Consider the following 25,175-nt stretch of genomic DNA (forward strand, 5'->3'; position numbering starts at 1 on the left):
GCCGAGGGCTCTGCTGTGCCGGGCCGGCCGGCCGGCGCGTGGCTGCGATGCTCCCTCGGGTTAAACCGATTCATTGGTCTCGTCGATCTGTTCAGTCAAATCCGTCCAGGTCGTTGCCATGGGGGCGTGGTGGGCTTCAGAGTGTCATTGAAGCGTTTCAGTGCCCGCGTTTCAGTACCCCTTCTGGAGGAGTGCCTGTGCGTCAGCAGATCGCCGCGGTGATCGCTGCATCGGTCCTCGTCGTGGTGGCGACCACGACGGGGTCGGCAGCGAGTCCACCCGCCGCCCCCACCCCCGCCGCCGCTGCAACGAGCGTGGGCGGTTTGACGGTCAACGCCCTTGACGACCCGCTCGGTATCCCGCCCACGGCGCCTGCGCTCGGCTGGCAGCTCGACTCCCAGCGCCGCGGCGTCACGCAGCGGGCCTACGAGATACACGTCGCGTCCTCGGCCGGCCGTCTCGGCGACCCCGATGTCTGGGACAGCGGAAAGGTCTCCTCCCGTCAGTCGGTCGGTGTCCGCTACGGCGGCCCCGCGTTGCGGCCGCAGACCGACTACGTCTGGTCCGTGCGGGTGTGGGATGACCGGGGCGCCGCCTCCGAGTGGAGCGCGCCCGCCAGGTTCGGCACCGGTCTGGGCGACCGGCCGTGGACGGCTGCGTGGATCGGTGCGGACACTCCGGCGCTGGGTGCCAAGTGGACCGACTACACGATCAAGTTCACGGCTTCCGACATCAACGGGGCGCTGGGCGTCTACTTCCGTGGTCAGGACACCGAGAACGCCTACATGTGGCAGATCAGCGACGCCGAGGACGCGCTGCGCCCGCATGTGAAACGCAACAGCGGCTACTCGGTCCTGAAGGCGACTCCGTTCCCGGCCGGGTTCGATTTCGGCGCCGAGCACGACTACGCGATCGCCGTCGACGGCGACACGATCACCACCACCGTCGACGGCAGGCAACTGGACCGGCGCACCGACGCGACGTTCGGCGGCCCCGGCACGATGGGCTTCCGTACCAGCGGCGCGGAGCGCGGTGTGGTCCGCGACGTCACGGTCACCAGCGCCGACGGCACCGTCCTGGTCGACACCGCCTTCCCGGCGGGCGACCGTACGTTCGCGGCCGGCACCGTCACCGCCGGCGGCCTGCGGGTCGACAGCGCGGGCGGCGAGGCCTGGCTGCGCCGCGACAAGCCCGTCCCGCTGCTGCGCAAGGAGTTCGACCTCGGCGGGAAGAAGGTCGCCCGGGCACGTGTCTACGCGTCGGCGCGCGGCGTGTACGAACTGCGGCTCAACGGCGCGCGGGTGGGCAACGCCGAACTCGCGCCCGGCTGGACCGCGTACGACAAGCGCATCGACTACCAGACCTACGACGTGACCCGGCAGGTCCGCGCCGGCGCCAACGTACTGGGCGCCGAGGTCGCACCGGGCTGGTACAGCGGCAAGGTCGCCATGTTCGGCACCGACGTCTACGGCCAGGACAACTCGGTGATCGCCGAGATGCTGGTCGAGTTCACCGACGGCACCAGCACCACCGTCCGTACCGACGGCACCTGGACCACCACCTCCGGCCCGACCCGCGAGGCCGACCTGCTCGACGGCGAGTCCTACGACGCACGGGTGGCCAAGCAGGTCGCCGGCTGGGACAAGCCCGGCTTCGACGACGTGAACTGGGCCTCGGCCGACGTCCGCGACGAGCCGGTGAAGGTACTCGAACCGCAGACCGCGGTCGACGTGCGGGTCACGCAGGAGCTCAGGACCGCGAAGCGGATCGACTCGCCGACCGACGGCACCTACCTCTACGACCTCGGCCAGAACATGGTCGGCCACGTCCGCCTCACCCTCAAGGGAGAGCCCGGCCGGACGGTGAGGATCCGGCACGGCGAGGTCCTCAACCCCGACGGCACGCTCTACACCGCGAACCTGCGCAGCGCGAAGGCGACCGACTACTACACCTTCGCCTCCGACCAGCCGGAGACGTTCGAGCCGTCGTTCACCTTCCACGGCTTCCGGTACGTCGAGATATCCGGCGTGGACGAGGCTCCCGCGGCCAAGGACCTGGTCGGCGTCGTCGTCGGCACCGACGGCGACCTCACCAGCAGCCTCGACACCAACTCCGACTTGGTCGACCAGCTGCACAGCAACATCGTCTGGGGCATGCGCGGCAACTTCCTGTCGATCCCCACGGACACCCCGGCGCGCGACGAGCGGATGGGCTGGACCGGCGACATCAACGTCTTCGCCCGCACCGCCGTCTACAACATGGACGCGCAGTCCTTCCTGACCAAGTGGCTGCAGGACCTGCGGGACACCCAGCGGTCCAACGGTTCGCTGCCCGGCGTCGCCCCCGTCGTCCCCGGCCGCTTCGACGGCGGCTACGAGTCGGCCGGCTGGATGGACGCCGGCGTGCACGTGCCGTGGACGGTGTGGCAGGCGTACGGCGACACCGACGTCATCCGCGAGAACTACGACATGATGAAGCGGTACGTCGACTTCCTCGACGCCGACTCCACCGGCCACATCCGCTCCGCCGGCGGCTATCTCGACTGGCTCAACCTCGACGACGCGACCCCGGCCGACGTGCTCGACACCGCGTTCGTCGCCAAGAGCACCCGCGAGTTCGCGCAGATGGCCGCCGCCATCGGCCGGGACGGCGACGCGGCGGCGTACCAGCAGCGCTACGAGGCGATCAGGTCGGCGTACCAGGCGGCGTTCATCGGCGCCGACGGCACCGTCAAGGGCGACAGCCAGACGTCGTACATCCTGACGCTGACCAACGGCCTCGCCCCCGCCGACCGGCGCGACAAGGTCGTCGCCAAGTTCGTCAAGACCCTCGAGCGCCGCGACTACCACCTGTCGACCGGCTTCCTGGGCGTCGACGGACTGCTGCCGGCACTCACCGAGGCGGGCCGCTCCGACATCGCCTACCGGCTGCTGCAGCACAAGGACTACCCGTCCTGGGGCTACGAGATCGGGAAGGGCGCGACCACGGTCTGGGAACGGTGGAACTCCATCAACCCCGACGGCACCTTCAACGACGTGGGGATGAACTCGTTCAACCACTACGCCTACGGCGCGGTCGGCGAGTGGATGTACCGCACCATGGCGGGCGTCTCGGCGGCCGAGCCGGGCTACCGCAAGGTGCTCATCGCCCCGGAGCCCGGTGAGGGCATCGACCACGTCGACTTCAGCCACCAGACGCCGTACGGTACCGTGCGCAGCACGTGGGACACGACCGGCGGGGCGATGAAGCTCGACGTCACCGTGCCGGCCAACACCACCGCCCAGGTGCGGATCCCGGCGGCGAACCGCTGGGCGGTCACCGAGGGCGGCACGCCGATCGGCGACGTCGACGACGTGACCTATGTCGAGCAGGCCGACGGGGACGTGGTGCTGGAGGTCGGCTCGGGGCACTACGCGTTCGCCGTCGACCCGGTGCTCGGGGACCTGGGGGCGGCCCGGGCGCAGGCAGCGTCGTTCTCCGAGGACGTCGACGCGCTGCAGGTGAAGGGTCCCGGCAAGATCGCCAAGGGGCACCTGCAGGTGCGCACCGCGCTGATGCGCACCGAACTCGCGGCCGCGTGGCGCCTGCAGGGCCAGGGCGCGGACGAGCGGCTGACGGCCGCCGCGGTGCACCGTGCGCTCGCCGGCGTCGCGGACCTGGACCGGTGGACGCAGACGTACGCCGAGCAGGGCGCCATCGACAAGACCGCGGCCACGAAGCTGCGTGACGCGCTGACCGGCATCGAGCGGACCCTGTCGCGGGCATCGTCGCGCCTGGTCGGCGCGGTGGCCACGCTGGACGTGCCGGCCGGCGAGATCCTCCCGGGCGACGTCGTGCGCGTGACGGTGGCCTTGAAGAACACCGGCAAGCGGCCGCTGACCGGCGTCGATTCGACGCTGCAGGCTCCCGGCGGCTGGACCGTGAAGCCCGTGGGCCCGCACGCGTCCACCACAGGTGCGGGCACTACGGTCAAGCACGCCTACGACGTCACGGTCGCGACCGACGCTCAGGCGTCCATGGCCGACCTCACCGGCTCGGTGTCCTACCGGTACGCGGGAGGCACGGCGACGCTACCGGTGTCGGCGGGCCTGGCGGTCGCCCCCGGCGTCGCCATCGACGGTGTGTCCACCACGCCCGACCCGGCCGGCCCCGGTGGGCAGGCCACCGTCGCCGCCGTGCTGAAGAACCGCACCGACGTCGTGCAGTCCGGCAAACTCACGCTCGCCCTGCCTGACGGCTGGACGGCGCCGGACCCGGTCGGCTACCGCCTGGAACCGGGGAAGCAGACGACGGTCGAAGCCGTCGTGACGGTGCCGCTCACCGTCGTCGGGCAGAAGGCCACGGTCACGGTGGCGACCGGCGCGACGGCCGCGGAGCAGGCGACCGGCACGATCGCGGTATCGCTGCCCACGCCGCCCGCGCAGTCGAGCGATCATGTCGACCTCGGTGACGGGCCGTCGGAGTCCGCCCACCGGCTGACGGCGTCGCCGAACTCGGGGACGAACTCCGAGGCCGGGCTGACACGGCGCTACACCCACTCCTCCTACCCGGGTGGCTGGTTCGAGTTCGACGCCGCCGTGCCGACCAAGGGCCGCTTCGTGGTCCGCATGGTCGAGACCTTCGACGGTGCCCGACGCAAGACCTATGACGTCCAGGTCGACGGCAAGGTGGTGCACAGTGTCGACCTGAGGCGAAGCGAGGGTGGCCAGGGCACCATCACCCACCAGTTCGTGGTCGACCCCTCGGACGGCACCTCGGACGGCACCGTGCGGCTCCGCTTCCAGGACACCGGCAGCGACTACGACCCCTCGATCGCCGACGTGTGGGTGATACCCGTCGACTGATGTAGCCGATGACACCTCGTGTGCCTGAGCACCCCCGTGACGGGTGCTCAGGCACACGACCCGCGGCACGGGTGATCTCCGGACCCGGTCGACATGGCTGACCGAGGGGTCGGCCGGGGCGTGGCGGGCCGCGGTCGAAGGGCGCCGTCCCGGCACACGCGGCCGGGCCGGGAAGGGGGCTGCGGCGTACTCGGCCGACGTAGCCACGTGTTTGGAAGGCCACCCTTCCATGCGCGATCGTGGTCCCTACACGGGACGCACCGGCGGCCCGGCTCCCGAAAGGCATGGCGTGAAGCGCATCATCGCTGGACTGTGGCGGATGATCCGGGGGCCCCTGCAGTGGCGGATCATGTGGCTGACGAACAGCAAATACATGGTCGGCGTGACCGGCGTGGTCCGCGACGCAGAAGGCCGCGTGCTGCTGCTGCGCCACCGCCTGTGGCCCGAAGACCGGCAGTGGGGCCTGCCCACCGGCTACGCCAAAGCAGGTGAGGACTTCCGTGACACCGTCTCCCGCGAGGTGCGTGAGGAGACCGGCCTGGACGTCGAGGCCGGCGAGATGGTCCACCTCAAGAGCGGCTACAAGCTGCGCGTGGAGGTGGCGTATGCCGCCGAGTTCGTCGGCGGCTCCCTGAAGCTCGACTCGTTTGAAGTCCTGGAGGCCAGGTGGGTATCGCCGAACGACCTGCCACCGGGATTGCAGGAGTCGCATCGACTCCTGATCCAGGGCCGGCCCCAGCGCTGACTCGCCCGGCCGAGCGCGGCCCGCGATTGCTCGCCCCGCACGAACGCCCGACCGGCACCCGCGATGCGGCCCGGTTGCTCGAACTGCCGACCGTGTGACGTACGACGCCGGAAACCCTCACCGGGCATCCGCAGAGCGTGGGCGATGGGCGATGGGCGTGCGTCGGGCGGGGGAAACGCCGGTCGTCGTTCAGCTGACGGGTGTTCAGTTGCGGGCGTTCAGCAATCGCTCGTGCTGCTTGCGTGCGAGGGCCTCGGGTACGGACCGCGGTTCGCCCGTTCCCTGCGCGAGCAGGAAGGAGGACAGTGTGCCGCCCGTGCGGATCACCGACTGCACGTTTCCCTTTCCCTCCGGCGCGCTGAGGTTCGTGATGAGGTAGGAAACCGCCTCGTCGCCCGCTGTGACAGGTGTGAGTTCCTTGACGCTGAACCTGTAGTCCCAACCGGCGTCGGACGTGGCTTGGAAGTGTGTACATCCGGGCAATGCCGCCTTGAGGTCCGCCATCCAAGCCTGTGCCTCGGCCGCGGTGTGGCTGCTCAGCGCCAGGCTCCCCGACGTCTCACCCGCGGCGTCGCGCACGCCGTCCACGACCTCCCACACCAGCGCTTTTCGCGTATGGCGAGGACGGACACTCATCATGTCCGCCAGCGGCTGGCACTCGCGCGGCGACGCCGTCACGACGTCGTCCTGGTCGAACAAGGGCATGCCCCGCCCGGCGTCGGCGGTCAGTCCAGGTACGTCCGAGTCCCGAAGCAGAGCCTTCGACAGCTCTTCCTTGCTCAACGGCGCGAGGTCGGTGGGTTTCGGCACGGCCGACTGGCCGTCGCAGCCCGCGCACGACACCACGGCCGCCGTCAGGGCCACCGGGACAAGATGACGCACCAGACGTCGCATGACGAATTCCCCCCGCACGCACCATGACAGGGGGTGTACCCCCCTACCCCGAGCTCGGCGATCACGATAACAGCGGGTGGGACGCGGCCGGCGGCCACGAGCGACTCGGCAGTCGAGGGCGAAGCGGAATGACCGGATACGGCCGTTGGGGGCGAACGCGCCGAAGTCGAGGATTTCCTGAGGACGCCGGTGGAATCGCGAGGGGAAGGCCGGCCACGTCGAACCGGGTCTTCCTGTGGAGGTCGGGAGCGATCACCACGGTCACGCGGGGGCGGTGCGAGGGTCCGGCATGAGCCCGGAGCGGGGCCTTGGACGGCGCGTCAGCCCGAGCCGCCGTTGCGCCGGGCGTAGGCACGTGCGGCACGGGCGCGGTCGCCGCAGCGGATGGAGCACCAGTGGCGCCGGCCGTGGGTGCGCAGGAGGAACCGGTCGCAGGGGGCGGAGCCGCAGGAGGCGAGGATGCCGGCGTCGGGACCGGTGAGCAGGTCGGCGGCGTCGGCGGCGAGGGTCGCCAGTGCGTGGTTGACGGCCCGGTCGGTGGGGTGTGCCCGGACGCGGCTCGGTCCCTGGGTCCCGTCCCAGGCCAGGAGGGGTGCGGTGGGTACAGCCGTCAGTGCCTCGTTCACCGCGCGCAGGGAGTCATCGGGCGGGGTGGTGCCCCCGACACGGGCGGCGAACAGGTCACGTACGTGTGCGCGCAGCGCGCGCATCCGCTGTGCGCACACCTCGTACAGCCGCACGTCCGGGGTGGTCAGGTCATGGGCGACGAGCCAGCACATGGCGGATCCGGGGGTGGCCAGCAGGTCGTAGCTCTGGCCCGCGGGCAGGGTCGCGGCGGTGTCGGCGAAGTCCAGGGAGCGGTACTGGTCGGCACCCGGAGCCGGGGGCAGAGCGGTCCGCGCTGTGTCGGTGGCCAGGGTGTCGTCCATGCCTCTCATGGTAGCGATTGCATTTTTCCGTGATGCCCGCCTAGGCTGGCATCACGTTAAACGCAGATTTTTTGCGTGAGGGATGAGGGAGACGCGATGCCCCAGCTCGATGCCGATCAGTTCCCGGTCCACACGTACGGCGGCCCGACCGCCCTGTTCGAGTACGGCGGCCTGCGGTTCCTGACCGACCCGACGTTCGACGGCCCCGGCGACTACGGCCGGCCCGGCCGCCCCGTCCTGACCAAGACCGCCCCCTCCACCGGCACCCCCGCCGAACTCGGCCCCATCGACGCGGTCCTGCTCTCGCACGATGAGCACCCCGACAATCTGGACACCTCCGGCCGTGACCTGCTCGCCGACGTCCCCCTCACCCTGACCACCCCCGGCGGAGGCGAGCGCCTCGGGCCGAAGGCCAAGGGCCTGGCCGACTGGGAGACGGTCGAGTTGGAGCGCCCGGGCGGCGGCACTGTCACCGTCACCGGTGTCCCCGCCATCCACGGCCCCGGCCCGCGCGAGGAGGTCGAGCCCTTCACCGGCCAGGTCGTCGGTTTCGTCCTGACGGGAGAGGGCCTTCCGACGGTCTACGTCAGCGGCGACAACGCCTCCCTCGGGGCCGTCAGGGAGATCGCCGAGCGCTTCGCCCCGGTGGACACCGCCATCCTGTTCGCCGGCGCACCTCGCTTCGCCGCGCTCTTCGACGGCAACCTGATCGTCCTGGACAGCGCGCAGGCCGCCGAGGCCGCCCGGATCCTCGATGCCCGCCGAGTCGTCCCGGTCCACCACGACAGCTGGGCCCACTTCACCGAGGGCCGCGAGGACATCGAGGCCGCCTTCACCGCCGCGGGCCTGGCCGACCGCCTGGACCAGGACTGGGCGCAGGGCTCCTCAGCCTGAACCGCCGCCCATAACCGAGGCCTTGCGTGTTCGGCGCGTCAGTCTTGGTCCGGGCGCGGCCCGTTCGTGCCGACGCGGGCGAACAGGTCGGCGACCAGGGGTGCGGCGTGCTGTTCGAGGTAGAAGTGACCGCCGGGGAAGGAGCGTGTGGCGAAGCTCGACCGGGTCACCGCGGACCAGGCGTTCACCTCGTCCTCGTCGACGTGCTCGTCCTGGTCGCCGTAGTAGGCGACGACCGGGACGGCCAGAGTCGGCGGCGGGAGCGTGACCTTGTACGCGTCGATGAGGCGGTAGTCGGCCCGAATCAGCGGAAGGAACAGTTCCCGCAGCTCCGGGTTGGCGAACACCTCCGCGTTGGTGCCGCTCATGGCGAGCAACTCCTCGACCAGTTCCTCGTCGCTCGCGTCGGCGAGATTCCGCGAGCGCACCTTCTCCGGCCCGGGGCGACCCGAGACGAACAACGCCTCGAGTCCGGCCGCGACGGGAGCCGCCGACAGGCGGGCGGCGACTTCGAATGCCACGGAAGCACCCATGCTGTGGCCGAAGAACACCAGCGGCCCGCCGGCGAGCTTCGCGCATGCCTCAGCGATCGGCTCGGCGAGCTCCTCCATACGCTGCGCCGGCGGTTCGGCAAAGCGGTCCTCCCGCCCCGGGTACCGTACGGCCAGCAGTTCGACATCGTCGGGAACGAGTGCGGCCCAGGAGCGGAAGAAGCCGGCCGACCCTCCCGCGTGCGGGAAGCAGATGAGTCGCAGGCGTGGGGCCCGGCAGTTCCGCACCTGTCGGAACCAGGGGTCAAGCGACGTTCCACCGGCCGGGCGCTGCATCACGTCTCTTCTCTTCTCTTTTGTCGGCGTCGGAGGCTTCGATTGTCCCGAAGCGGTCAGGGTTGATTCCGCGAAGGCTCCGGCGAGCGTGTCGCCGGGTGGTTCGCCGCGTCCTCGTGAGTCGGAGGTCGTGGCCCGGCTCTGTTCGACCGCGGAGGTCACTTGATGCCCCGTCATGTCGGAGCGGTGAGACCGGCGCTACGTCCCATGGTCGTATCAACGACTGACTGATCGTCGTGACCTCGTCCAGCCCCGGCGATGCTCGGTGCAGACCGCTGAATACGGTGGAGGGGCCCGGTCGAATGAGAGGACGCGGAGACGTGGATGTGTATGAGGCCGTGGACAGTCGCCGGGCCGTGCGGGCGTTCAGCGATGAGCCGGTACCCAAGGAGGTGCTTGATCGAGTGCTGACCGCGGCGACGCGGGCTCCGTCCAGTGGGAACCTCCAGCCGTGGCATGTGTATGTCGTGACCGGCGGACCCTTGGCCGAACTGAAGAGGCGCGCGACGGCGAGGGCGCTGGCAGGAGACCCGGGTGATGAGCGGGAGTATCCGATGTACCCGGACGAACTGGCCTCGCCGTATCTGGACCGCTTCTCCGCCGCGGCAGCCCAGCGGTACGAGGCGCTGAGGATCGAGCGCGACGACCCCGACCGGCCCCGGAGAATCGCCGCCTTGAACTCGCAGGCGTTCGGGGCGCCGGTCGTCCTCTTCTGCTACCTCGACCGGACGATGGGGCCCGGACAGTGGGGTGACGCAGGGATGTACCTGCAGACGGTCATGCTGTTGCTGAGGGCGGAAGGGTTGCACAGCTGCCCACAGGTGATGTGGACCATGTACCGCAGGACCGTCAGCCGAACAGTCGGCGCCGATGACGAGCTCGTGCTGTTCTGCGGCATCTCGGTGGGATTCGAGAAGGAAGGCGTGCCACGGCTGCGTACCGGGCGCGCGGACATGACGGAGACGGTGACCTTCGTCGGAGCGTGACCGCCGGACGGCCGAGATCGACAGACAGCCCCTGCAGACTGCCCATGGCGCGGGTCTGGTGGAGGCGGCACCGTAGCTCGCCGGCCGTGACGGTTTCCGCGGGCTGTCTCGTCTCCTCCTGCGCGAAGAAGGCCGTGGCGTTTTCCCGCGCCTCGATCGTCGGCTCTTGCTCGCGCCCCTTGCGCCGCAGCCTCGACGGCTCCTCACGCTCCGCCGTCGTCAGCGTCCCGGGCCGAGACCCTCACCCCCGGGCGCCCACCTCCTGCTTCACCCAGCCCCGCCGACCCTCGGGACTGACCGGCTCCGACGCCGTGATCACACCAGCCACGGCAAGATCATTCCACTGTGGCTGAACCCTCCAGTCGGTGAAAGCGGACTCCGGATGCGAAGGCAAGGATGTCTTGAACCGCTTCGCGCAGAGTGCCGAAGTGACGATGCACGCCCTCGATTGCTGCGGGGGTGTTGACGCCCCACACCGTCATCCCGGCACGCAACCCGGACTCCACCCCGGAGGGGGCATCCTCGATGACCAAGCAGTCCTCCGGCTTGGCGCCGAGTTGCGCGGCCGCCTGCAGATATGGCACCGGCGACGGCTTGCCTTCCGTCACGGCGGCCGCATCCACGACAACCTTCGGGACTGGCAAGGCCGTCCGTGCGAACCGTCCACGTACCCGGTGCTCGTAGTTCGAGGTCACGAGTGCCCAGGACCCGGGCTGCAGGGCATTCAGCAGTTCCGAGGCGCCGTCGAAGGCCGCATATGAGCCGGTTCGAACGTCCTGGTCCTCCAGCTCATGCAGTGCTGCCAGGCACTCCTGGGGGTCCTGGCCCGGGGCAACCTGCGCGAACGTCTCCATCGGCCTCGTCCGCAGTGCCACTTGGTAGACCTCATCAGGGTCCAGTCCGTACCGCTCGGCCCACGTGCGCCAGACCAGGCGCTGATTGTCCACGGCATCGATCAACGTGCCATCGACATCAAACAGGACATACCTCGCCGCACCGGGACGGCCGGGTTCACTGATCACGCCTCGATCATGCCATCAGGCCCTGAGCAGGCGGTTTGCGGGACAAGCCTGAGTGATCGCAAGTAAACTTGGAGTTACCTCTGGCGGGCACCGGGATGATCTTGCGGTGGCAGGTGACAGCGGATCCGCTTCGTCATCCGGGTGAGGCAGGCCCTGACCGCGGTGCCGCGCCGGATGGCGGACGGCGGGATCCGGCGCGGGATCCGTCCCCCCGCCCGTCAGTTCCGCGGCGACGACGTTGGCGTACCGGAGTCCGCCGGCGAAGCGGCGCAGGATCTCGTAGGTGAGGGGGGCGGTCCTTCGGTGGACTCCGGGCGCTGACCCCGAGGCTGCCTCGGGTGAACGACTTGCCCTCGTTTTCCGAAAGCGCCGCCGCACACTTCCCGGCAGCAGGGCTCAGGCGAGCCCGCGACGGAATCGACTCGGGCGCCCAGGCTGCCCATGGGCACGCCGCGTGCAGCCGCGACGCGCCCTGGACCGAGCCCGTTCGTCCTGCCTGGGAGGGAACGTCAGGGCTGGTCAGGCGGCGTGGCCGCCGGCACGGGCGGAGAGCCGGTCAGGTCAGCCGGTTGGGTTCCAACGAGAAGAAGGTCACCTGGTAGAAGCTGCTCCGCACGTGTGAGGGCAACTGCCGCACGTGATCGGCGTGGATGGTGGTGTAGACGTCGTGTCTGGTCATTCCCGGCGCGGGTGTGTAGGTGCCCGAGAAGGTCATCAGATCCTGATCGCGATGGCTGAAGGTGATGATGAAGCAGTACTCGACGAGTGGTTCCGCGGGGTGCGACATGGCCGCCTCTCGGTGGTGTGGGCTCGGCTCTATCAATGCGGACGAACGAGTGATCCGTCGGGTTGCGGTCGCCGTACCGCCGGCTTGAGGAGCCGTCGGCCATGGGCGGTGGGCGAGGGGCACGAGCCCGGTCCATGCCGTCGAGCCCGTCGAGAACCCGGAGTTCATGCCGCCTTCCCCAGATGAACCGCGACAGTCGGGCCGTCTGTCCGACCGGGTACGCAATCGGCATGCGGACGTCCACGCCCTGCCGGATGAGGGTTCGGGCTGCGACCGACCGCTCGCCGACTGGGGCTGGCCCGCAACACCGTCCGCCGGCTCCGCTGGCCCTGCTCAGCTCGTGAGGGGGGTCCAGCCTTGATGTGCGTACCAGTAGCGCGGCAGGCCTTTGATGCCGCTGGTGCGGAACGCGAGGCCGTGGTCGTCGATGCGTTCGGTGCCGGTGCGGCCCTGCGAGGACCAGTCGAGCTCAGGTACCAGCGGCAGTCGCAGCCGGTGGTTCGGGCGTCGACCAGGAGCACCTCGGGTTCCTTGGCGGACACCCGGTAGGGCATGCGCATTGCCGGGGTGCTCGTTCCGTTCTCGCTGCCCTGGACCGAGCGGGCGATGGGTCGGTCGATGTCCAGGTTGACGGCGAAGGAGCGGGGTGTGATGTCGCTGCCGCAACCTTGGGCTGTGGAGTAGACGGTGCCCTTGACCGGGGCGGCCCGTCCCACGACGCGGACCCGCAGCGCTTCCAGGACGACGGCTGTGTCCGTCCGCCCCTGCACGGTGACGGCGACGAGGGTTTGCCCGCCGTGCACCGCGCCTTGGGTACGCGCCCATGGGGCGGCGTCCTGAGGGCTCGGAGGCGGCGGCACCCGCTGGGGTGCCTTGTTGATCACGTAGTCATGATTGCAACCGAGCTCCCAGACCTGGGAGTCCGCCGTCCAGGTGAGGGGCGGGGCGGCGGGGACGGCTGTGGCGGTGGGGCTCATGGACGGGCTCGGCGAGCGGTCGCCCGCGGCGGGTGCCGTCGCCGAGGGCGCCCCGGGCAGCCGGCGGCGCGTGGTGGAGTCAGGTGCGGTCGGTGCCGGGGAGTCGTGCCCTGCGCCCGCGGTTCCCGTGGCTCTCGTGCCGGACGCCTGGTTGTCGCCGTTGGCCCATAAGCGCTCGGGTGGCAGGGCGGACAGGCTGCCCATGGTGGCGATCAGCGCTGTCACGGCTGCGGCGGTGATGGTGGCGCGGTGTCTGTACCAGGGCCTGTGCGAGACGGGGCGGGAGGCTGCCTCGTGGTCGCGAGAGGTGTGGGGGTGGCTTTCGGTGGGGGCTTGCCGGGGTCCGGGGGAGGGCGCGGGTACTGCGGCGGGCACAAGGTCGGCGGCTGCTTCGGACGCGGGCGCAGCCGTCCCGTCTGCCGGGGATTCGTCGTTGCCGGCCGGGCGGTCCGCGCCGGATCGCAGTGCGGACCGGGTAGCCGTCCGGGGACGCTGTCGTGCCGCCACCGCCAGGACCCATCGCCGGTGCAGCTCGATCCGTTCGGCCGCGGTGGCCTCGCACATCGCGGCGAACCGTTCCACGGGTGCGAAGCCGAGCGGCACGGCGTCTCCCGCGCAGTAGCGGTGCAGCGTCGAGGCGTTCATGTTCAATCGGCGCGCGAGTGCCGCGTAACTGCGGTCCGTGCGGGCTTTCAGACGCCGCAGCAGCGCCGCGAACTCCTCCACCTCGTCCTGGGTCGACATCGGTTCCCCTTGCCTCCCGTCCCAGGATGGCATCCCAGGTACTCCCCATAAGGAGAGGTCAACAGGCCTGGGATGGTTCCACCGTTGCCGATGGGGCGCCGTCCGTTGTACCCGGACCACGGGGCCGCCGATGCTCGTGGTGTCGCCGGAGCCGCCCCCACGCAACGAGGGTCGAGTGGGCCGCCCCGCACACAGCGACGTACTTCCGAACCCATCGAAATCGGGGAGCACTCTGATGAACAGCAACACGACCGCCCGCACGCGCCTCCGCCGCACCGCTGTGATCGCCGGCCTCGTCGCCGCCGTGGCGCTGCCGCTGGGGCTGACCGCGTCTGCACGCGCGTCCGTATCCGCCCCCGCGACGGTGTCCGCCGTCGCGCCGAGGTCGGTCAGCGGCACGGTCGGCGAAACGGTGACCCGGGTCGCCGACTTCTACGGCGCGTACATCGACGCCAAGGGCGACTACGAGGACCCGGACGCCACCTTGGCCGCGAACCTTCGCAGGCACTACCTGACCCCCGAGTTCGCCCAGCGGCTGGCGGCCTGGGAGGAGGACAACGGAGCGGACGGCGTCCTGCGCGCCCAGAACGTCCCGGCGCGGTGGAAGGTGACCGACAACGGCGCCGTGGGCAACAGCCACGAGGTCGTCGTCACCCTGACCTTCGGAAGCGGCGGGTCGACGCAGAAGATCAAGCTCTTCGTGCTGGTGGAGCGGTACGACCACATCGTCGACATCGAGACCACGAGCGCTCGCTGACGGTGTCGCCGCGCCTCCCGGTCCGTCCCCGCCCGGGACGGACCGGGGGAGGAGGAAGCACGGGCATCACCGTGCGTCTGTTGGGGGGCGGCAGCGGACCGGTCGGCCGAGGCGATCGCGCGGGCGATCACCGTTCGAGATCGATGGCACGCGGGAGACGGAGCTGAAGATCGCTCCGTTCGCCGGACGGTACGTCCGCCTCACCACGTAGGACACGGTTCACGCGGGTGCAACTCGGCGGGCAGGGACCTCGAAGAGGAGTTCGAGACCGTCCTCCTCGTCCCACTGCTCCCCGACCTCGACGAAGCCCAAGCCTGCGATCGTGGCGAGGGACGCCGCGTTGTCGGGGCTGATCGACGCCCGCACGGTCGTGACCGCGGGCTCGGCCGCTGCCCGGCGAAGCAACTCGATCAGCGTGGAGCGGGCGTATCCCTGGCGACGGAAGCGAGGGATGACGAAGTAGCCGATCTCGACCATACCGACCTCGTCGGGTGGTCCGTGGAACCCGCCGTGCCCCACGACGAGGCCTTCGTCGCCGACGACCGCCTGCCGCACCATCCAGCCCGCATGGTCGCGGTCGGCGGCCATCTGATCGAGCCGGAACCGCCACAGCCACCGAGCGCTGTCCGTCGCGAAGTCCTCCGTCAACGCGACCCCGGCCAATCTGCCGGCCGCGGACAGGTCGCCTTCGAGCAATGCGGACATCACCTCGCCGTTCAGCTCGACGAAGCGGACCTGCTTCGGGCTCCGCACGAACAGTGTCTTGCGATCGACTTCATCTGTCACCCGCGCATGCTCGCCCACCGAACCGAGGAGCGTCCACCGGTTTCCCCGGCTGGTCCCCGACCGTGCGCCGGAGGCCACCGGTGGCCGGCGATCGCCGATGCTCCGATCCACCCGGAAGGCACCGACACCATCCCGACCGAGCTCGGCGCGGTGACGCAGCCGGATGCGGTGCTGTGCCAAGGCGACATCGCAGCCATGGCCCGGGCCGATCGATGATGCCGACGCCCGCCTCGCTTACGTCGCCGTCACCCGGGCACGCACGCGCCTCGACCTCGGCGGCCGTACTGGCCGGGCGTTGTGGCGGCTGACGAGAGAGCTTCTGCCTTCAGGCCACGGCCGGGCTGCAACGGCCGTGACGAGGAGGACACGTTCCTCTCATTCCGTCATAGAAGCCTCAACGACCGAGCTGTCGATTGAGCTCTGCAAGGAGGTCGATGATCTCCAGTCGGCTGGTGCCGGCCGGGGTGCCGCGGGTGGTGCCGTAGGCGAGCTCGACCAAAGCGGCGCGTGTGGCAGCGAGTTCGTCTGCGGTCATGTCCAGCTGATGCCACGATGCGTTGGTCGCTTGGACGATGTCCTCGCGCAGCCGTACAGCAACGGCCCGCGCTGTCTCGGCGTCCGTGCCGGTCCGGCACTGCCACTCGTCGTCACCGAGGTCGTCGAGCGCGATGTCGATGACGCTCGCCGGCAACTGAAGCATCTGCGGATCGCCGGTGAGGCGCACCTGGGTCGGGGTGAGCCGGACGGCGGTGCGAGTGATGGGCACATCGTCCAGACCGGCGTGTCGTTCGCCCAGCATGAACTGGACGTTCTGGCGTTGCCAGCCGCGGGCGAGGCGCAGCGCGGTCATGCCGTCGGCGCCGGCGGCGTCCGTGTCGGCTCCCGCCAGCAGAAGGGCCGCGATGACCGGTTGTTCGTTGCGTTCCACCGCGTGCATCAACGCGGTTCGCCCCTGCCGGTCGCGGGCTTCCACATCTGCGCCGGCCTGCAGGAGCACGTCCACGGCGGCGTGATCGCCTCGCCGGGCGGCCAGGACGATGGCTGGTGTCCCGTCGGAACGCCGTTGGTTGGCGTCCGCACCGTGCGCGAGGAGAAGACGCAGTGCGGCCGGCGCGACGGGATGCATGACCGCAGTGACAAGAGCTGCCTCGTCGCTCGGACCCGGGGCCGCCCCCGCTTCCAGCAGCACCCGCAGCGTGACAAGAGCTCCTGGCCGCGGGTGGAACGCTGTGTGGGACACGGCCTCCGTCAGCACGCTCGACCTGGTGGCGGGCTCCGCCGCGAGGGCTCCGCGGGCGACGAGGAACCGCACCACCGTCGCGTGCGCCTCGAGTACGGCGGAGCGCAGCGGCGACGCGGTGTACGGGTCAGCGGCCTCAACGCGGGCGCCGGCGTCCGTCAGCAGCTGCAGGATCCCCAGCCTGCCGCTGCGCGCAGCCGCGGCCAGCAATGACCCCTGGAACCGGCCAACCGCCACGTTCGGGTCCGCACCGTCGGCCAGTGCCTGTCCAACGGCCACCTCGTCACCGGCCCGCACCGCCTCGATCAGGCGCTCATCGTCTGCGGAATTCATCGGTCATCACCACCCGTCAGGTCAGTGAAAGCCCGCAGGTGCAGGCGCGCTGCCACAGTGCCGGTGAACCACGCGAAGAAGTCGCCGTCCGCGTCGAGCTCTTCGCGGACCGTGTCACACCAGTCCTGCCTGTCGAGTACCGCGAGGTACTGCTGCACGATGCGGTCACGCTGTTCGGCGGTGCACCCGCCTCGTTCCGGGGCCTTGTCCGTCAGGTGGTCGACGATGAGCGCGGCGTCGACGTATCTGCCCGCGGTCGGTGCCCGCCGATCAAGATGAGCGGCATGTGCGGCGAGCACGATGGGCGCCGGCGGATAGTGCTCCAGGGTCATGCCCATGCCGCCGCAATCGGCCATCAACCTAAGGAGTCGACCGGTGTGATCGACCAGGTCGTCATCGACCTCAGTGTCCGTGATCGCTTCGTGCAGGTGAGCGGCGGTGGCGACCTGGCCGGCGAAGTATCCGTTCAGGAAGTCGCCGTCGCAGGCATGGCGCAGCAGCCACCGACGGGACTCCAACGTCGGGTGTCGGCAGAGGGCCTCGATGACGTAGACCCGGCCCCAGCCGGCGACTCGCCGGCCGAGCCACAACAAGGCTCGTTGGCCACCGCGGCGACGTCGCAGCGCATCAGCGGCCAACGCACCGAACTGGTTCGACAGCAGACCTATGGTCTGGATCAGTGGGATGTCCTCCTCCGCCCAGTCCGTGGCCAGCAGGGCGAGGCCGACGGTGGCAGAGCATCGATCCGTGCTGTGCCGCACGAGCCACCGGCCGGTCTGTCGCACCCGCTGTCTGTCCGCGCGCAGCGCCGCAGCGGCGATGTGCTCGTTGCGGTGGATCGGGACGTCGACATCATGGAAGGCATCGGCGAGTTGGCCGGGTGGTGCATCGGCCGCGGCGAAGTACGCATCGAGGATGCCGGCAACCTCGGCGCCCCTGAGGCGCTGATCTTTCGGCGGTCGGGGCGGTTGCCGGCGACGGTGGAGGTCGTCGTCCGGATACGGCTGGCCGTCCCGCGGAAGGGCACTGTCAGGATCCTGCCGATGCAGACGCAGAGCGTGCTCGAACAGTGTCGTCCGGGATCCGAGCGCACCACGCTCGGTCGTCACGCTCACCGGCGGACGGAGGACTCGATTCTCTCGATCATGCCAGGGATGATGCCAGCCCGGACTCTCCGGGGCAATCGACTTCTCTTCTGGCGCCACCCACGGCCGGCAACGAAGACCCTGGCACTGCCCAAGAGCGTGAGGTCCCCCCAGCCGTAGCGGCGGCTGCGCCCCTTCGGTGATCAGGCGGTACCGGAAGGTGGTCAGTGCTTTGCGTGTCGGCTGCGGATGCCGAGGGCGATGACGGAGACGAGGAACCAGAAGGCACCGAACGCCGAGTATCCGGCGATGGTGGACAGGCTGCTCGTCGTCGAGGCGGAGGTGGCGGCGATGGTGGCGCCGGCGAGTACGGACTGTCCACCGCTGATGACCATGGGCCACTGGGCGCCGACGGTGCGCCGGCGTCGGATCGCCACGACGAGCTGGATGGCTCCGGAGAGCAGGGCCCAGACGCCGAACACGAGCAGGGACGTCCCGATGGTGGAGAACACGGCGATGACCATTGCGGCGGTGGTGGTCAGGCCGAGACCCACGTTGACGGTGCTGACGCGGTTCGCGGAGCCGGTGCCGGCCAGGCGACGCTCGAGGAGCGTGGCGATGACGTCCCACAGGGGGTAGACGACGAGTAGCACGGCCGCGATCACCGTGGGCTGGTCCGCCGACACCAGCGAGGCGGAGGTCGTGACGAGGAGTGCCACCCAGATCAGGGAGAAGACAACGCGGATCAGGTGGAGCGATCGGAGCCCGGAGGGGGTCGTCGCGGCCGTGGTCGAAGTGGCCGAGGTTACGGTGGTCTGAGTCATCGGGTGTCCCGTGGTGATCGTGACGGTGTGAGACGGTCGCCTCGATGACGAGTCTCAGGGTCTTCAGGAGGCGCCGTGTACTTCGAACGAAGTAGTTCCGCCATCCGCTTCGACGCCATGCGCTCTGCCGCCCCGATCGACCGACGCGGCTGCGCGGTCTACATCATTCGAAGTACACGGCCGCCGCACCCGTGAACGACAATCGGCTCATGGTCACCGCGCAGAACAGTCAGGTCGGGCTCGCGGCACCGCTGTGGGTCCGCCGCCCCGAGGTGCTGCACCGAATCGCTTATGCGCTGGCCGCGCTGGCGTTCACCGGTCAGATCGTGGCGGTGATCCTGAGGGGTTCGGATTGGCCGACGGCGCTGTCCGTGCTCCTCGCCGGCGGCGGTGTGGCCCTTTCGTGGTGGCGGCCGTGGGCGGGACTGGTCGTGACGAGCGCGGCGTCCTTCGCCGTCACAGCGGTGGGCCACGATCCTCTGTCGGTGTGGATGATGGCGGTGCTCGTGCTGTTCTCGGTCACCCTCAGGGGAAAACAGCCGCTGGCCGGTACCGGCATCGTGGCGGCGTTCTTCCTCGGGGCGTTCATGACGGTCGGAGGATTCCGCGGCGGCGCGGTCGTGGGAGCCGCCGCCGTCTTCTCCGCTGTGGCGGGAGGCGCGAGCGGGGCCGCGCTCCGCATCCACCGAGACCACTGGTGGATCCTGGAGGAACGGGCCGAAAGCGCCATCGCCACCCGCGAGATCGAAGCCACCCGACGAGTGACCGAGGAACGACTGCGCATCGCCCGGGACCTCCACGACGTCATCGGCCACCAGGTCGCGATGCTCAGCATGCACCTTGGCGCGGCGGAGATCGGGCTGCCCGAAGACGCCGAGTCCTCCCGGCAGGCCCTCGTCTCCGCCAGGTCCAGCGCCCGCACCGTCGTCGTCGAAACGCAGCGCATCCTCGCGCTCCTCCGCCTCGGGGACGACGTCCCGGGCGACGAGGCGCTGCGGCCGACCCCGGCGCTCAGCGGCCTGGAAGGACTCATCGCCTCCTTCGAGAGCATCGGCCTCGACGTCCGGCCCTCCCTTGACATTCCCGCCGGCTTCGTGGAGCCCAGTGTCGGCGTCACCGTCTACCGGGTCGTTCAGGAAGCGCTCACGAATGCCTACCGCCATGGAGAAGGGACGGCAACGGTGGATGTGCGCGAGCACGACGGCAGGATCTGCGTCACCGTGGAGAACCGCGTCGGTCACTCACCCCGCGGCTCCGATGCGGGCAGCGGACTGGGACTCGTGGGGATGCGCGAGCGTGTCGAGTCCTCCAGCGGGCGGCTGACGATCGACAGTCACGACGGGCGCTTCCGGGTCCACGCGGAGTTCAGCCCCCTGGGAGCCGTCGTCCGATGACGCGGATTGTGATCGTCGACGACCAGGACGACATCAGGGCCGGGATCCGGGCGATGCTCCGGCTCGACCCGGGCCTCGTTGTCGTGGGTGATCTCTCCGATGGACTCCAGGTCGTTCCGTTCCTCCGGGAGCACCCCGTCGACCTGGTCCTGATGGACATCCGGATGCCGGGCATCGACGGTGTCGAAGCCACCCGCCGGATCCGTGCGGAGCATCCGCCCGAAAAGACGCGGGTGATCGTGCTGACCACGTTCGACCAGGACGACATCGTTCTCGCCGCCCTGCGCGCGGGCGCCAACGGTTTCCTGAGCAAGACCGTGAGCCCCGCTGAACTCGTCGCCGGAATCACCGAGGTCGTCGGCGGTGGCGGTGCGCTGTCGGCCGCCGCGACGGCCGCGCTCATCGGTCACATGACCGACCGACCGCCCCCGGTGATCGACCGGGAGCTGCTGGGACGCTTCGGCGCTCTGACACCCCGGGAGCGGGACGTGGTCGTTCTCGTTGCGAGCGGCCTCGGGAACGACGAGATCGCGGCGCAGATGTCCGTGTCGCCGTTCACCGTGAAGACCCATGCGGTGCGGGCCATGACGAAGGTCGGCGCACGTGATCGGGCGCAGCTCGTCTCGTTCGCCTTCCGGGCCGGCCTCTACCCCTGAGCCGGGCGCGTCACCCGCGCTGTGCGAGGGCGTTCACGTCCGGTGTGCTGGTCACCGGGCGTGTGCGGCCGACTGCCGGGACCGTGGCCATCGTGGTGCTCGCCAGAGCACCACGATGGCCAAGGCGGAGTGGAATCACGCCGAGCGGATTCGCCGTGTCCGTCCGATCGGTGACCGGGGCGGGCGCCAGGGGACCGGCCCCTGGCGCCCGCCGTGTCGGTCGGTGTGTTCTCCGTGTGTTCCCGGGAGTGTGCGCCTAGCCGAGGCGGTAGGCGCGTTCCACCGTCTGCCGGACCGCGTTGCCCGCCTTGTCGGTGGCGGTGACGCGCAGGGTCACAGAGGCACCCTTCCGCTGGTGGTCCGGCCGTTCGATGGTGGCGGTGAACCGGTTGTGACCGCGGTCCTTGACACGGACCAGGCCCTTCCAGCTCTTGCCGTCGTCGAAGGAGGCCTCGACCTTCATCGTGACCCCGGTGGGGGCGGCGAGCCCGTCCTGGTTCCTGACGGTCAGGTCGAGGTCGTGCCGCTTCCCGCCGTCGACGGTGTTCGCCAGGTCGACCGGGACGCCGTAGTCGACCTGGAGGAGGGGCAGCAGCGTCTCCTCGGCCGTGGTGTCCGAAGAGAACGTCCACGACGTGGAGGTCCTGGTGCCGGTCTGCCAGTACGCGGACTCGCGCTCGGTCGTCAGGTCCAGGCGGTAGTCGGCCGCTCCGGCGGGAACGGAGAAGTTCCCCCAGGCGTCCGCGGCCTCGCTGACCTTCTTGCCGTCGCGGTAGAGGACGGCGGCCACGGTGTCGCCCTCGTAGTTCGGAACGTCCATCGTCCCAGGGGCTCCGGAGGTCCGGAGGCCCCCGAGGAGCGAGCCGGCCTGCTTGCGGCCCCAGTGGCCGGCCACCGAGTCGGTGTACTCGGGGATGGCCAGCCGGAGGATGTCACGGTCACGGACGGAGGGACGGTTCCAACCCTTCGGGATGGACGGCCGCACAACGGCCTTGTTCCACTGCTCCGCGGCCTTCTCGCCCGCTCCGAAGCTGCGGGGCGCGTCCTTGAGACCCCACACCATCGGCACGTTCTCGAACGCGGCGGTCAGGAAGTTGACGTAGTGCATCCACTCCGTGTCCCCGGCGGTGACGTACTCGGTGCGGGTCGCGCCCGTCGGTACCCACCGTGAGGTCTCGAAGCTGTACTGCGCGTAGGGACGCCAGCTGAAGCGCTGCTCGCCGGTCCAGTCCAGCGCGCCGGTGTCCGCGTAGGACGCCTTCACCTGCGCGGTGTTGCGGTCCGAGACGGTATACGTCGTGTCCTGCGGGATCTGGTGCTTCCAGATCGCCTTGATGTCGTACAGGTAGGGGCTCTTGACGGTCCCGGAGATGTCGATGACGGCCTTGTGCCTCTTCATGTACCGCAGCAGGTTCGCACCGTCGGTCGCGTCGACCCGGAACACCGGGACGGCGGAGCGGGTGTCCGTCGGCTGCCAGCGGGTCCAGGCCAGCATTCCCTCCGGCATGACGATCACGAGGCCCTTGGCTCCCGCCTTGGCCGCCACCTCCGCGAGGTCGTACCCGCTCGAGGCGGTGTCGTCGCGGATCACGGCGAGCTTGCCCCGCACGGTGCCCGGCCGCAGGTCCGGCTTCTCCCTCGTCCCCGCGTCCACGGCGGTGAGCCGCTCACCGTCGGGGTCGAACGGGGCCGACAGCGGGACGTAGTAGGAGTTCAGGCCGAAGTCCGCGCCGCGGACCTCGGTCCGGAGCTGGGGCGCCGTCATCTCCCAACGGGAGTTGAACTCGAACTCGCCCTCGGTGACCTTGCGCGTGGGGTTCACATAGAGGTCCACCGCCTCGGCGCCACCGTCGAACAGGATGGTCTGGTCCAGCACCGTCCCGTCGATCTTGCGGTACATCTCGTACGACAGGTCGTTGCGCCGCACGGCGGGCTTGGGCGTCTGCACGCGTACCAGCTTGGTCGTACGCGCGTCCAGGGTGACCTTCGTGTCACCGGTGACCTTCACCTCGGGCTGCGTCACCTGGAGCACCCGCGCGCCGGTGTCGGTCCACTCCACGGCCGTGCCCGCGATCTGGTACGTGCCCTCCTCGACCTCGGCGACCAGCGGGTCGAAGCTGGTGAACCGGGCGTCCGCCTCGCCGCCGAAGACCTGCACCATGTCCCACCAGATGGGATCGCCGGTCGGGCCGTACGACTCGATGGTGACGTTGTGCATCGGGGCGCGGACCCACAGGCTGGCGGTGGTGTGCACCGACACGCCTTCGGCGGTGGTGGCGGTGACGTAGCCGTAGTAGGTGCCCCGGCCGGCCTTCTTGGGGTCGACGGCGACCGGCACCTCCACGGTGGCGCCGGGGGCGACCCGGACTCTGTCCGTGCCCAGTGACAGCGCCTCCGCGGGGAGCGCCCTGCCGCCGTTGGTGGCCAGTACGGCACGGAGGTTCAGCGAGACCTCACCGGCGGAGTGGTTCGTGTACCGGATCACTCCGGCCCGATCCACCGGGGAGCCGTCCCTGTCGTACGTGCCCAGGGCGACGGTGCCGGTGGCGGTGACGGGGGCGGAGATCGCCGCCTTGACGTCGACGCGGCCGCCGCCCTGCCCGGTGGGCACCTGGCCGGACACGGTGTGGGAGGAGCTGATCAGTGCGTCCTTGAGCTGCTGGGCGCTCCAGTCGGGGTGCTGCCCGGCGAGCAGGGCTGCCGCGCCGGCCACATGGGGCGTGGCCATCGAGGTGCCGTCCGCCGCCGTGTAGTACTGGTCGACCGGGGTGCCCATGGTGGTGCCGGCGGCGCGCGCGGCGACGATTCCGACGCCCGGAGCGGTGATGTCGGGCTTGACCGCCTTGTCGCCGTAGCGGGGGCCGCGGCTCGAGAACGGGGCGAGCGAGTCGTCGCGGTCGACGGCGCCGACGGTGAGCGCGGCGTCGGCCGCGCCGGGCGATCCGACCGTCATGTCCCCGCGCTGGCCGGCGTTGCCGGCGGCGATGACGAAGAGTGCTCCGCTGGAGCGGGAGATCTCGTTGACCGCCTGGCTCATGGGGTCGGTGCCGTCGGTCTCGCCGTCCGCGCCCAGACTCATGCTGATGATCTCGGCGTCCTGCGCCGCTGCCCACTCCATGCCCGCGATGACCTGTGACTCGGTGCCGAAGCCACTGTCCCCGAGCACCTTGCCGATCAGCAGGTCGGCGGCGGGCGCGACGCCCTTGCGCAGGCCGTTCGAGGCGGCGCCGCTGCCGGCGGCGGTGGCGGCGACATGCGTACCGTGGCCGAAGTGGTCCTCGGTCGAACCGCTGTCGCTGAAGTCCTTCGCCTCGCTCACGCGGCCGGCGAGGTCGGGATGCGTCTGGTCCACGCCGGTGTCGAGGACCGCGACCTTGACGCCCTCGCCGTGGTAACCGGCCGCCCACGCGGCCGGCGCGTTGATCTGCGCGGTGCTGCGGTCCAACGTGGGACGGACCTTGTGGTCCAGCCAGATCTTCGGGGTCGCGGCGGCCGCGCGCGCGACGGACGTACCCGCCGTAGGCACGAGCTTCTTCCAGAAGGCGGCCAGATCCTGGTCGCCCACACGCAGCGCCTGGGCGTCGATGCTCGGCAGCTGCCGCGGCTCGGTGGAGTCGTCCTGGAACGCGGCGAGTGCGTCCACCTTGTCGACCGCCGTACGCGCCGAGCCCTTGGGTGCGGACACGATGAGGGGCAGGGCGTCGGCGTGCGCCTTGTCGTATCCCTGGGCGACGAGGCCCGTGACGTCGAAGAGCCCCGCGTCCAGCCGCTCCGTCCGGACGAGCATCGCCGCGTCGGAGGGCAGCACCGTCAGGGCGCCGTCCCTTTCGGTGATCTGGAAGAAGACCTTCTCGCGGCCCGGTGCGCGTTGCACCGAGGCCGTCTTCTTCCCGTTGGGCGCGTCGCTGACGGTGACCAGGTCGCCGGTGATCAAGCGCACGGTGGCCGTGCGGCCTTGCGGCGCCGGCGTACGCGCGGCGGTCCCCGACGAGGCCTGGGCCGAGGCGGGCACGATCGCACCCGTCGCCACCATCGCCGACGTCGAAATCACCGCCCAGAGGCGGATCCGTCTCATTGGTGTCTACACCCTTTCTGTCATCCCGAAAATCGGGCAGAGCAAGAGAGGGGTGTCATGACGCGTCGCCATGACACCCGCCTCGGTGGACGGTGTGGCGGACTCCGGCCGAGACCGTGTGGGGCCGACGACCCGTGCGATCCCCCCGATCACCGAACCGACGGCGACCGGTGGCACCTGTCGGCAGCGGCCGAACGCGGCACATCTGTTGCACCCGGCACCGACGCCTCCTCCGCCGCCGCTTGGCAGTTCCATGCCACGAGCAAAGCCCCTCGTACGACTACGGTTCACGAGCCGTTCGAAATCATCCGGTGCGCCAACCGGCTCTGTCACCCAACCCACTTGGCACAACTGGGCCATGTCCCAATAGCGCCAC

General features: G+C 70.1%; 18 protein-coding genes and 1 pseudogene. 8 read left to right on the forward strand and 11 right to left on the reverse strand.

Features of this window, described 5'->3' with window-relative positions; genetic code table 11:
• The first annotated feature begins 197 nt into the window (after positions 1-197).
• Positions 198-4,844: a family 78 glycoside hydrolase catalytic domain gene (locus AB0F62_RS12745; protein WP_361796265.1), complete on the forward strand. Its 4,647-nt coding sequence runs from the start codon at positions 198-200 to the stop codon at positions 4,842-4,844.
• A gap of 289 nt (positions 4,845-5,133) precedes the next feature.
• Positions 5,134-5,589, forward strand: a complete 456-nt coding sequence (locus AB0F62_RS12750; protein WP_361796268.1) for an NUDIX domain-containing protein — start codon at positions 5,134-5,136, stop codon at positions 5,587-5,589.
• A gap of 204 nt (positions 5,590-5,793) precedes the next feature.
• Here the strand turns inward: AB0F62_RS12750 and AB0F62_RS12755 are convergent, their stop codons facing one another.
• Positions 5,794-6,483 carry a hypothetical protein gene (locus AB0F62_RS12755; protein ID WP_361796271.1) on the reverse strand — a complete coding sequence of 230 codons (690 nt, stop codon included), beginning with the start codon at positions 6,481-6,483 and terminating at the stop codon, positions 5,794-5,796.
• Positions 6,484-6,803: 320 nt separating this feature from the next.
• Complete coding sequence (locus AB0F62_RS12760) at positions 6,804-7,412, reverse strand: ABATE domain-containing protein (protein WP_361796274.1); 609 nt, start codon at positions 7,410-7,412, stop codon at positions 6,804-6,806.
• A 96-nt stretch (positions 7,413-7,508) separates the two neighbouring features.
• Between AB0F62_RS12760 and AB0F62_RS12765 the strand changes: the two genes are divergently transcribed.
• Positions 7,509-8,306: an MBL fold metallo-hydrolase gene (locus tag AB0F62_RS12765; protein WP_361796277.1), complete on the forward strand. Its 798-nt coding sequence runs from the start codon at positions 7,509-7,511 to the stop codon at positions 8,304-8,306.
• Between the two features lie 38 nt (positions 8,307-8,344).
• On the opposite strand, the gene AB0F62_RS12770 is transcribed toward AB0F62_RS12765, so the two are convergent.
• Positions 8,345-9,085 (reverse strand): alpha/beta fold hydrolase, encoded by a 741-nt coding sequence (locus tag AB0F62_RS12770; RefSeq protein WP_361796280.1) that lies wholly within the window; start codon positions 9,083-9,085, stop codon positions 8,345-8,347.
• A 368-nt stretch (positions 9,086-9,453) separates the two neighbouring features.
• Here AB0F62_RS12770 and AB0F62_RS12775 point away from each other — a divergent pair, with 368 nt between their 5' ends.
• Positions 9,454-10,119, forward strand: coding sequence for a nitroreductase (locus tag AB0F62_RS12775; protein WP_361796426.1), 666 nt, complete (start codon positions 9,454-9,456; stop codon positions 10,117-10,119).
• Positions 10,120-10,454: 335 nt separating this feature from the next.
• Here the strand turns inward: AB0F62_RS12775 and AB0F62_RS12780 are convergent, their stop codons facing one another.
• The 3 genes and pseudogenes from AB0F62_RS12780 to AB0F62_RS12790 form a co-directional block, all read right to left on the reverse strand.
• Positions 10,455-11,141 (reverse strand): HAD-IA family hydrolase, encoded by a 687-nt coding sequence (locus tag AB0F62_RS12780; protein WP_361796283.1) that lies wholly within the window; start codon positions 11,139-11,141, stop codon positions 10,455-10,457.
• Between the two features lie 556 nt (positions 11,142-11,697).
• Complete coding sequence (locus tag AB0F62_RS12785) at positions 11,698-12,096, reverse strand: hypothetical protein (protein ID WP_361796286.1); 399 nt, start codon at positions 12,094-12,096, stop codon at positions 11,698-11,700.
• Positions 12,097-12,261: 165 nt separating this feature from the next.
• Positions 12,262-13,649, reverse strand: a pseudogene (locus tag AB0F62_RS12790) (helix-turn-helix domain-containing protein).
• Between the two features lie 235 nt (positions 13,650-13,884).
• Here AB0F62_RS12790 and AB0F62_RS12795 point away from each other — a divergent pair.
• On the forward strand, positions 13,885-14,406 hold the full coding sequence (locus AB0F62_RS12795) for a hypothetical protein (protein WP_361796289.1): 522 nt from the start codon (positions 13,885-13,887) through the stop codon (positions 14,404-14,406).
• A gap of 219 nt (positions 14,407-14,625) precedes the next feature.
• On the opposite strand, the gene AB0F62_RS12800 is transcribed toward AB0F62_RS12795, so the two are convergent.
• From AB0F62_RS12800 to AB0F62_RS12815, 4 genes are all read right to left on the reverse strand, one after another.
• A complete protein-coding gene (locus tag AB0F62_RS12800; RefSeq protein WP_361796292.1) occupies positions 14,626-15,372 on the reverse strand; it encodes a GNAT family N-acetyltransferase in 747 nt (248 codons plus the stop codon).
• A 214-nt stretch (positions 15,373-15,586) separates the two neighbouring features.
• A complete protein-coding gene (locus AB0F62_RS12805; RefSeq protein ID WP_361796295.1) occupies positions 15,587-16,765 on the reverse strand; it encodes an ankyrin repeat domain-containing protein in 1,179 nt (392 codons plus the stop codon).
• Positions 16,762-17,880 carry a hypothetical protein gene (locus AB0F62_RS12810; protein WP_361796298.1) on the reverse strand — a complete coding sequence of 373 codons (1,119 nt, stop codon included), beginning with the start codon at positions 17,878-17,880 and terminating at the stop codon, positions 16,762-16,764. Before AB0F62_RS12810 ends, AB0F62_RS12805 begins: the two co-directional genes overlap by 4 nt.
• A gap of 194 nt (positions 17,881-18,074) precedes the next feature.
• The gene (locus AB0F62_RS12815) at positions 18,075-18,674 is read right to left on the reverse strand and encodes a DUF308 domain-containing protein (RefSeq protein ID WP_361796301.1); all 600 of its coding nucleotides are present in this window, start codon (positions 18,672-18,674) and stop codon (positions 18,075-18,077) included.
• 209 nt (positions 18,675-18,883) lie between these two features.
• Between AB0F62_RS12815 and AB0F62_RS12820 the strand changes: the two genes are divergently transcribed.
• Together AB0F62_RS12820 and AB0F62_RS12825 are read left to right on the forward strand one after the other, a co-directional pair.
• Positions 18,884-20,068: a histidine kinase gene (locus AB0F62_RS12820; protein ID WP_361796304.1), complete on the forward strand. Its 1,185-nt coding sequence runs from the start codon at positions 18,884-18,886 to the stop codon at positions 20,066-20,068.
• Positions 20,065-20,724, forward strand: coding sequence for a response regulator transcription factor (locus tag AB0F62_RS12825; RefSeq protein WP_361796307.1), 660 nt, complete (start codon positions 20,065-20,067; stop codon positions 20,722-20,724). The genes AB0F62_RS12820 and AB0F62_RS12825 overlap by 4 nt, the downstream gene beginning before the upstream one ends.
• 256 nt (positions 20,725-20,980) lie before the next feature.
• On the opposite strand, the gene AB0F62_RS12830 is transcribed toward AB0F62_RS12825, so the two are convergent.
• Positions 20,981-24,664: a S8 family serine peptidase gene (locus tag AB0F62_RS12830; protein WP_361796310.1), complete on the reverse strand. Its 3,684-nt coding sequence runs from the start codon at positions 24,662-24,664 to the stop codon at positions 20,981-20,983.
• Here AB0F62_RS12830 and AB0F62_RS12835 point away from each other — a divergent pair.
• Complete coding sequence (locus AB0F62_RS12835) at positions 24,651-24,860, forward strand: hypothetical protein (protein WP_361796313.1); 210 nt, start codon at positions 24,651-24,653, stop codon at positions 24,858-24,860. The genes AB0F62_RS12830 and AB0F62_RS12835 overlap by 14 nt on opposite strands.
• Positions 24,861-25,175: the final 315 nt, after the last annotated feature.

Origin of the sequence: Streptomyces sp. NPDC026673, assembly GCF_040638135.1 — a bacterium.
Classification (GTDB): domain Bacteria; phylum Actinomycetota; class Actinomycetes; order Streptomycetales; family Streptomycetaceae; genus Actinacidiphila.